Here is a 7,292-nt window from a genome sequence, read left to right as displayed (position 1 = left end):
CCAACATTTATATTCGAGGTTGGATTGGGTATATAGCCAGTTACTTAGTCATTAGTCATAAATCGTTTACGTTCAACAATAAAGTGAAGTAATGCCATACCACCATGTCCAACCAGATACACTTCAATTAAGCCTGTGAACGTTTTATGTAATTCACGGAATTCATTAGCGTACGGTGAATGACTAACCCAAAGAGCTAACCAAATAAGAGCAGCGGCTTCAATTAGAATAAGAGCACCAATACCCAAGCCCTGGATGATATTACCCAGTCCTTTTTCTCTAGGTTCTGGAAGCTTACCTTTCATTAACTGTTTGATATCGTCTTTTAAGACTTCATTATCGCCAAAGAGGTAGGGAAAAAATTGGCGAAAAGATTGCTTTGTTAGCATGAACACGATCATACCAATGGTAGCAAAGACCGCTAATAGGCCAATACAGATATGGAACCACAAGAAAAGCGTTGCAAAGGGACCTTCTTTTAAAATGCCATCATGAGTCATGTGGATTAAATTACTATTGAGTATTTGTAAGATAATCAAAGTCGCGAGTGTTGTGTGTAAATGGCGCAAGCCAACATTTGGAAAGTAGTGTTTTATATAGCGGTAAAAACCGTGTAACCAACTCATCATTGCTTCTCTTCTTATTTTATTATTTTTTATAAAAAAGCCTTTAGCAATAAGGAGCTAAAGGCTGGGATATCAGTTTTGTTGTGCTTTTGTGTGATGGAACTGGAAGCGTTCATGAAAATACGCTTTTAGATGCTCTTCCATGTTGTGTACTTTCTGGTCAATAGCTTCAACCAAGACCTGATCACTGTTCATATAATTTACACGATTAATCGCCAGCTCTTCGATAGCGTCTTTTTCTTGTTGTGTCAGTTCGTGAGTTTGAGTCATAAAATCAGGCCTCTTCGATCTTTTTGTATGATTTATAAAGTAACTGTTGTTATTAATGCGCAAACAGTATGTTTTGGCAACTAATAATTTTGATGAATGCCATAAATTTATATTTGTACCCCAGTTAGTTACTAGAAAAAGGTTTAGTGAGAATCTCTTGGCTTACAAACAAGGTAAAGATTGATATTTAAATTATGGCAGCTTAAATGAGATAGGAAGTGTGATGACTCTCACGTAATTGGACTGAACATCGTATCCTGCGTAGAATAGCGCATCCGAAAACATAACAACGAAAATGTGGTGAGATTGTAATGCAGAATAAATTTGAATTATTAGCGCCTGGTGGTGATTTAGACTCCATTAAAGCTGCGATTGCTGCAGGAGCTGATGCAATTTATTGTGGCTTAGATAGTTTTAATGCCCGGAACCGAGCCACCAATCTCACCTTTGATGTGCTAAGCGGCATCATTCGTTTGGCTCATAAGAATCATTGTAAGATCTTTCTAACCCTAAATATTGTGGTGCTAGACAGTGAAATTCCTGCGGTTATTCGTTTACTAAACAAACTGGTTAATACCAAGGTTGATGGTGTAATCCTACAAGATTTAGGCCTGTTCTCGATCATCAAAGAACGTTTCCCTACACTAGATATTCACGCTTCAACGCAGATCAATACGCATAATGATGGTCAAATTCTGTTTTTAAAGCAGCTACAAGCCAGCCGAGTGAATCTATCTCGTGAATTAAACATTAATGAGATTAAACACTTGGCTCAATTTGGTCATCAACATGATGTACTTATGGAAGTGTTTGTTCATGGCTCCTACTGTATCGGTTTCTCTGGATTGTGTTATATCAGTTCGGTGAAAAATGGTAATTCAGGTAACCGTGGGCGTTGTAGTCAGCCGTGTCGTGATCAGTACCAAACGACGGCTGCGGGTAAAGATTTTCCTTTAAACTTAAAAGATAACTCAGCGTTTTCTAATATGGCAGAGCTAGCGGATGCTGGCGTGTACTCGCTAAAAGTAGAAGGACGCATTAAGAAATCTCACTATGTTTATACAGTTGTCGATCAGTGGCGACAGCAAATTGATCGTTATCTGAATCAGCAACCACTGCTTACTGATACTAAATCACTGTATACCGTATTTAACCGTGATTTTTCTAGCTCTTATCTGCAAGGCGATATCAATAAGAATATGTTTATTGATAACCCTCGTGATAATGCCGTGACGCATTTTACTAAAGTGTATCAGTGTACAACGCCAGAAACGATCAACGGTGTAAAGCAGAAACTCTATGATGATAAAACAGAGATCATTCAAACCGTTGAACAAGTAACTGCCAATATGGATGTTAGCTCATTACCTCTGACAATCGTACTAACGGGGCAAGAAGGTGAGCCATTATCGATCTCGGTGACGACACCAAATCATCATTTTGTTCTGTGCTCAGATTCTGTACTTCGAGACTCAAATAAGCAAACTTTGACCCATGATATGTTGGAAAAACGATTCCAGAGTTTAGCCAATGAAGGGGAGTTTGAGATTGTTGAATTTAATACGAAAGGTTTAAATGAAGCACTGTCGGTACCATTTGCAGAACTAGCTCAGCTAAAAGATCAAATGGGTTACCGTTTAAATGGTAATGTTGCCATTGTTGCACCGATAGAGCCACCTAAGCCGCGTAATATGGTTAATCATCGTAAGCCTACGGGAATAGCGCCTAAACTGGCTGTACTGATCTCAGAACCAAAAGATGTGACTCTGGGTCATGGTGATGAAGTTGCGCTGTATTATGCAATGCCAGAGGGGCTTTCGATGGAATTGGAAACGCTGGTGGCACTGTTTGAACAAAATCCTCATTTGATTCCATGGTTCCCAGCTATTTTAATTGGTGAAAATTACCAAGCTGCCGTTGAGTTTATTGAACGAGTTAAACCTCAGCAATTGGTGACGAACAATAACGGTATTGCTTATGTTGCCTATCAGCATGAAATTGATTGGATCGCAGGACCTTACCTTAATATTACCAACTCATTCAGTCTTCAATGTATTGCTGATGAGTTTAAAGCTAAGGGTGCGTTTATCTCTAATGAGATCAATCGTAAGCAGATTAATCCTATGGTGTGTCCTGAGAATTTCGAATTGTATTACAGCATTTATCACCCATTGATGATGTTAATGAGCCGCCAGTGCCTGTTCCATCAAACTGTGGGATGTAAGAAAAAGCGATTCGATAATAAGTGCTTACGTAAATGTGATAAATCAGCCTCTATTTTAAGCTTAAAAGAGGCTTCATTTGTACTCGATAAGCAACGGGGTACACACAATGCGCTTTATAGTCAGCAGAACTATATGAATTTATCTGCGGTCACTGATTTTCCTGATAAATTTACTCGCTTTATGATTGATTTACGTGATATTAAAACAGAAACACAGGTGAATCTGGATAAGCCAACTTTAGTCAATCTGTTTAGTCGTTATATTCAAGGTGATATGACAGCTCAAGAGCAATTAGAGTCAGGTCTTATCGGGACAATTCATCATCAATATAAGAAAGGTTTGTAACTGGATAATTTTATTGTACAAGCCTTATTCATTGGTTGATATTTATCAGAGCAAGAAGCACACAGGGAAATCATGTTAGAAATTAAAATGGTGGCATTTGACCATCAATACAGCGAGTTAATTCGCCAAGTTCGTGATGACGTCTTTATCAAAGAACAATGTATTGATCCTGAAATTGAATTTGATGGTTTAGACGATCAAGCTGCACATGTTCTTGTTGTGGAAGATGGTGTTGCATTGGGGACTGGGCGTATTCTATCTGATGGCCATATTGGACGTATCGCAATAATAAAAGCGGCTCGTGGCCGAGGCCTTGGCGCAAAAGTAGTCTCAACGTTGGTTGAGTTTGCCAAGCAGCAAGGGTATCCCGAGGTCGATTTAGGTGCTCAGACTCATGCCATTGATTTCTACCGTAAACTGGGATTTTTACCTGTTGGTGATGAATTTATGGAAGCAAATATTCCGCATCAAGCGATGGTACAAAAGTTCTAATCTCACCCAGTAACCAAAGTTCTCATTAAAGACATTCTTATTAAAATAGCAGCCTTGATTGGGCTGCTATTTTTTTAGGTTGTGAATACTGCATAAGATCAAAAAAGGAGCTCCGAAGAACTCCTTTGTTTATCTTTGGCATTTAACCAAACGAATCAATGAACGGTGAACTTAGCCTTTCTTTGCATGCTCTTTTAAGAAATCTAAGACAAGCTTACGGTCTTTCTCATTTAAGCCAGCACGAGGGAACATACTATTAGTAATACCTTTCCACTGCTTGTAGGTAAAGTCGCTTGGGTGCGGTGCCGCGTGACATAGAGTACAACTGCTGTAGTACATCTTCTCACCAGGAGATTGCTCAGGACCTTCAGCTGCAGCAACCGCTTTAATGCGTTTACCTAGTTGTAGTGCCCATAGGTCAACTTGTGCTTCAGTCTTAACAATCTTAGGTGGTTGGTACGCTTCGTTTGGTGATTCTGGATCGGTACACTTCTTAAAGTATGCTAAACAGGTGTTTGCACTGGTTGCATCACTTAGACCACTACATGGCTTACTTGATGTTAGCATGTTGATAGAGCCTGAGTTACAACGACCTTTGCTATCTAGCTGTAGCCATGCACCTTCGTGAATGTAAATAACACCACGCATTGCTTCATCAGTCAGTTTAGCACCACCAATTAATGCACCACGTTCATTATATACTTCAACAAGATCGCCATCTTTAATGCCGTGAGCTGCCGCATCTTCTTTGTTCATCAGAACCATCTGACGACCTTGAACTGATTCGTAGCTATTTACATCAGCATTTGCCATTTGTGAGTGTAGACGCATCCATGGGTGTGGACTTAGTACGTGTACTTGGCCTTCTTTTGCATTACCTAGCCATTCAAATGGTGGGATCCACTGTGGCATACCAGGACAGCCTTCAGCTTTGAAAGAGGCCACGGTTTCACAGAATAGTTCGATCTTACCAGACTTAGTATGAAGAGGATGCGCTTCAGGATCTTTATAGAAATCACCATGACGTGTCCAATTGTTCGCTTCTTCTGGTGTTGATAGGTGAGTCACACCATTTTTCCAGAAAGTATCGAAATCTTCTGTTGCGTCTGATGCTTCATAAGATGACTTAATGTGCTGGAAGTATGTTTTACCTTCAGTATATTTATCATGAACGTTAAACATAAAGGCAAGACGAGAGAAGATCTCATAATCGTCTAAGCTTTCACCAACAGGTTCGATCACTTTACGCATTGCGTAGATCTTGTTGTTGCTGTATGTACCACCAGAAGTGATGTCATCGCGCTCAAGAGTTGTCGTTGCTGGTAACACGATATCTGCGTATTTTGCAGAAGCACACCACCAAGCGTCCTGACAAATAACCGTATCAATATTGTTATTTAGAGCTTGAATTAGTTCATTAGTATCTTGCTGGTGAGACAGTAAGTTGTTACCCGCATTATAGATAAGTTTGGCATTTGGTAGCGTTAGGTTTGAACCATCACGAGTATAAGCTTTGCCTGGGTTATTTAGCATATCTGAGATCATAACTACCGGACAAATCTTAGTCACAGGGTTACGACCTTGTGATAGACCAATTGGCATACGTTTACCAGATTGAGCCGTACCGCCGTTACCATAGTGGAAACTAAAGCCTGCGCCTTGGCCTGGTTTACCAATTTTACCCATGATTGAAGCAAAGTTGATAATAGCCCAGTGGATCATTTCACCGTGGTCTGCACGTTGTAGTGCCCAACCTGCTGCAATCTGAGTACGCTTAGACATACAAAGATCAGCAAGAGCGGTGATTTGTTCTGCTGGAATACCCGTAATTTCAGCTGCCCACTCAGGTGTCTTTTCAGTACCGTCGGTTGTGCCGTTTAAGTAATCAAGGTATTTGTCAAAACCTACCGTGTACTTATCAATATAAGCTTGGTCATGCTTGTTATTCTTAACTAAGTAGTAAGACATTGCAGAAAATAACGCAGTATCCGTATTTGGACGGATGTTGATCATATCACTGCCAAGCGCTTTATCTGTCTGGGTCTTTTGTGGGTTGATGGAAATAAACTTAACGCCTTTTTCCTTGAACGCTTCCCAGTGTTTTTGCATTGAGTGATCCGCAACACGGAATTCAATACGGTTTGTTTTCCATGGGTCACAACCAACAAACAGAACAAGTTCAGTATTTTCTTCGATAACTTTCCAAGCTGTTTGTGGTGAGTAAACTTCCATATCACCAATAACGTGAGGAAGGATAACGCCGGATGCGCCAGCAGAGTAGTCACCAGCACATGAGCTTTGACCACCAATTAGGTTGAAGAAACGGCCTTGTAAAGTTTGGGGACGGTTTAGACCTGCGTGAGACCAACCACCGTAAGATGAGCTAAATACCGCTTCGTTACCATGTTTTTCGATAGTGCGCGCAATACAGTAAGAGGTTAGGGCAATTGCTGTATCCCAGCTAACACGTACAAATGGTTCTTTACCACGTAAATGTGGGTTGTGATCGCCTAATGGATCTTCCACTAATGATTTACGCACCATAGGGTATTTGATACGAGTATCGTCGAAGGTACGACTGATAATACCCTTAGTTAGCATCTCAGTTGGGAATGGGTCGATATCATTAACTGGTTGAACACCAATTAATTTACCATTTTTAACAACAGCGTTAAATGGACCGTAGTGAGTTGCAGATGGAATAACTTGTGTGTCTGATGCGAAAATTTTGCCAGCAGGGAAAAGGGTTAGACCATTAGCAGCAATGGCCGTGGCTACCGATCCCTTTAGGAAATTACGACGTGATAATGACATGGCGTATACCTAAATAGATAAGCAAGCGTTAAATGAAAACAAACCAAATAAATGAACTAGATATTTGAAGTTTTAGTCCAAAAAATCAACGCTTAAATTAATATCGTTATAAAGATGAAATTTGCATTAGGCTACACTGAAATATGCTTCCACTACAGATGCTATTTGCAATGTAATTTTTCAAAAATAATAACTTACTAATAAATAACCATTCAATAATACAGGAATATTTAAGCGAGAAGTGACTATGAATATTATTGTAATGAATAGGTAATGTTAAATGATTGTTTTTTTTTGCTTATTGTTTTAAATTGAATTTGATTTGTATTATAAATTTTTCAACAAAAACAGTTAATTAAAAATGTTGGTTGTAAGTGATAATCATTATCTGGCTTGCAAATATGAAAAGATCTTTTTCATAATTAATGATAATTTGGTATATCTTGTGGCATCAATGTGAGCTGATTTCTAAATTATTTGAATTGATATTGGGGTTATATTTTTGCATATGAACTGAATA

Annotated in this window: 5 protein-coding genes; 2 read left to right on the top strand and 3 right to left on the bottom strand. The window is 39.3% G+C overall.

The features are described from left to right. Positions 1-44: 44 nt before the first annotated feature. The gene (locus tag CTN07_RS08875; RefSeq protein WP_005298560.1) at positions 45-629 is read right to left on the bottom strand and encodes a cytochrome b/b6 domain-containing protein; all 585 of its coding nucleotides are present in this window, start codon (positions 627-629) and stop codon (positions 45-47) included. Positions 630-698: 69 nt separating this feature from the next. Then, on the bottom strand, positions 699-896 hold the full coding sequence (locus tag CTN07_RS08870; RefSeq protein ID WP_005298563.1) for a hypothetical protein: 198 nt from the start codon (positions 894-896) through the stop codon (positions 699-701). Positions 897-1,207: 311 nt separating this feature from the next. Here CTN07_RS08870 and CTN07_RS08865 point away from each other — a divergent pair, with 311 nt between their 5' ends. Further along, a complete protein-coding gene (locus CTN07_RS08865) occupies positions 1,208-3,466 on the top strand; it encodes a peptidase U32 family protein (protein WP_005298565.1) in 2,259 nt (752 codons plus the stop codon). A gap of 72 nt (positions 3,467-3,538) precedes the next feature. Further along, positions 3,539-3,958, top strand: a complete 420-nt coding sequence (locus CTN07_RS08860) for a GNAT family N-acetyltransferase (RefSeq protein WP_005298567.1) — start codon at positions 3,539-3,541, stop codon at positions 3,956-3,958. Positions 3,959-4,129: 171 nt separating this feature from the next. Here the strand turns inward: CTN07_RS08860 and CTN07_RS08855 are convergent, their stop codons facing one another. Then, complete coding sequence (locus tag CTN07_RS08855) at positions 4,130-6,772, bottom strand: molybdopterin-dependent oxidoreductase (RefSeq protein ID WP_005298569.1); 2,643 nt, start codon at positions 6,770-6,772, stop codon at positions 4,130-4,132. Positions 6,773-7,292 lie beyond the last annotated feature (520 nt).

Source organism: Photobacterium damselae, from assembly GCF_003026815.1.
Taxonomy (GTDB): Bacteria; Pseudomonadota; Gammaproteobacteria; order Enterobacterales; family Vibrionaceae; genus Photobacterium; species Photobacterium damselae.
Note: the sequence above shows the minus strand (reverse complement) of the source record. Positions and strands in the feature narration are given on the sequence as shown.

Excerpts from the sequence above, each read along its gene's own strand:
- CTN07_RS08875 (WP_005298560.1), bottom strand. The coding sequence starts at position 629 with ATGATGAGTTGGTTACACGGTTTTTACCGCTATATAAAACACTACTTT.
- CTN07_RS08870 (WP_005298563.1), bottom strand. The coding sequence starts at position 896 with ATGACTCAAACTCACGAACTGACACAACAAGAAAAAGACGCTATCGAA.
- CTN07_RS08865 (WP_005298565.1), top strand. The coding sequence starts at position 1,208 with ATGCAGAATAAATTTGAATTATTAGCGCCTGGTGGTGATTTAGACTCC.
- CTN07_RS08860 (WP_005298567.1), top strand. The coding sequence starts at position 3,539 with ATGTTAGAAATTAAAATGGTGGCATTTGACCATCAATACAGCGAGTTA.
- CTN07_RS08855 (WP_005298569.1), bottom strand. The coding sequence starts at position 6,772 with ATGTCATTATCACGTCGTAATTTCCTAAAGGGATCGGTAGCCACGGCC.